This is a genomic window from Nostoc sp. CALU 546, assembly GCF_048836525.1.
In genome coordinates, this window is the sequence record NZ_JAWJTF010000405.1 from 1 (window position 1) to 1,510 (window position 1,510).

The window sequence follows — 1,510 nt, forward strand, 5'->3', positions numbered from 1 at the left end:
GAAGCTGCTCAATGCTTGCAAACATGGGGATTTGAACTCAAAACCATCCTGACTTGGGAAAAAGTCACCAAGGATAACACTAAAACACATCTAGGTGTCGGTCATTGGTTGCGGAATTCGACTGAACATTGCGCTTTGGCTGTTCGTGGGAATGTGAAAGCTTTTGCTGGACGGACACTCACAAACCAGTCAAGCATTTTACACTCACCCCGTCGTGAACATTCACGTAAGCCGGAACTGTTTTTTGAACTTGTAGAAAAGCTGTGTCCTGATATGACCAAGCTGGAGATGTTCGCACGTTCGTCTAGAGTTGGCTGGGATTGTTGGGGTGATGAGGCTCTGAAGTTTGATCAGCCTGTTGAGGAACGTGATGGAGATACTTCGTTAAGTGCTTAATTAGAGCTAATTTAAGCACTTAAAGTGTACTGAACCTAGAAAACTAAATATTAAATTCTTCAATGCTAATTTTCTGGCAGATTGTCAGTTGTAGAGGACTGGTATATTTGACGCAATTCATCGACTGTAGTTGCTGTTTTTATCCCATTTCTCACTGCTCTTAATAGTTCAACGTCTTCCAACGATGAAATTTCTGGCACTAGGTTTAATGCTTCAGGGCCAAACTTGAGTTCCAAGCCTAATTTTATTGCTTCTACCAATTCTTCCATTCGGGCAATTCGCTCAAATGATGTCACGTACTGCATACGTTGTTCTGCCTCTAATTGTTCTACTTCCCGTTGAAATTCTCGCTCTAAATCTAATGGTAGCGTCAACATCCAGTCAATAAAAGCCAAAAGGTTAACAACAGCCTCGCGTTCAAACCCTTGCTCATACAACCGACGCACTAAATTCAGTTTTGATTGTTTCCTTTGCGACCTATTACTGCGGGTTTGCACTGCTGCCAAGTGAGCCATTACCACCGTAGCAAAGGGGTTACGACTGGCTTCTAGCTCCGACAACCTTTGTTGATAGTCTAGCAGCTTGATCACAGGAAACTGAAAATCAACTGTACAGCCAAACAATTCATAACCAAATTGATTTGGTCGCCAGTCGATGTTGTCATCTCCCAGTACCGCACATGATGCAACAGAGCGATTATAACGGTCAAAAATCCGATAGTTGTAGACAAACATACGTTTCGGGAAATCGCTTTCTTCCTGGCTTTGGACTTCGACATGGATCAATAGCCAAGATTCTTCACCCCCGATACGGTAAATTTTCACCAATTTATCGATCAGTCGCTTTCCTAATTCCGCATCACGGACTACTTGCTGTAGCTCCTGATCTAGAAACTCAAAACCACGACTCCAATCAATTTCACTGTGTGCTTGGGGAAAAAAGAACAACATGAAGTCTTGAAAATACAACTGTAGTATTTGCTTCCAAGGAGAATCGTATTCAGTAAGAGGTGTTTTATTAGCCATTTTCAAATGTATTGTCTAACTTCAAATTGCAGAGGTGTTTATGCCAACAAACATAGAATGGACAGACTTAACAGATAATATCATCCGTG

At 41.9% G+C, this 1,510-nt stretch carries 2 protein-coding genes; one reads left to right on the forward strand and one right to left on the reverse strand.

From position 1 onward, the window contains the following. A partial coding sequence (locus RRG12_RS44065; protein WP_420763358.1) for an MT-A70 family methyltransferase occupies nt 1-396 on the forward strand: 396 nt, incomplete at its 5' end. A 65-nt stretch (nt 397-461) separates the two neighbouring features. Here the strand turns inward: RRG12_RS44065 and RRG12_RS44070 are convergent. Beyond that, nucleotides 462-1,421 (reverse strand): cytosolic protein, encoded by a 960-nt coding sequence (locus RRG12_RS44070; RefSeq protein ID WP_420763359.1) that lies wholly within the window; start codon nt 1,419-1,421, stop codon nt 462-464. Nucleotides 1,422-1,510: the final 89 nt, after the last annotated feature.

Coding starts and splice junctions, on each gene's coding strand:
- RRG12_RS44070 (WP_420763359.1), bottom strand. CDS start 1,421: ATGGCTAATAAAACACCTCTTACTGAATACGATTCTCCTTGGAAGCAA.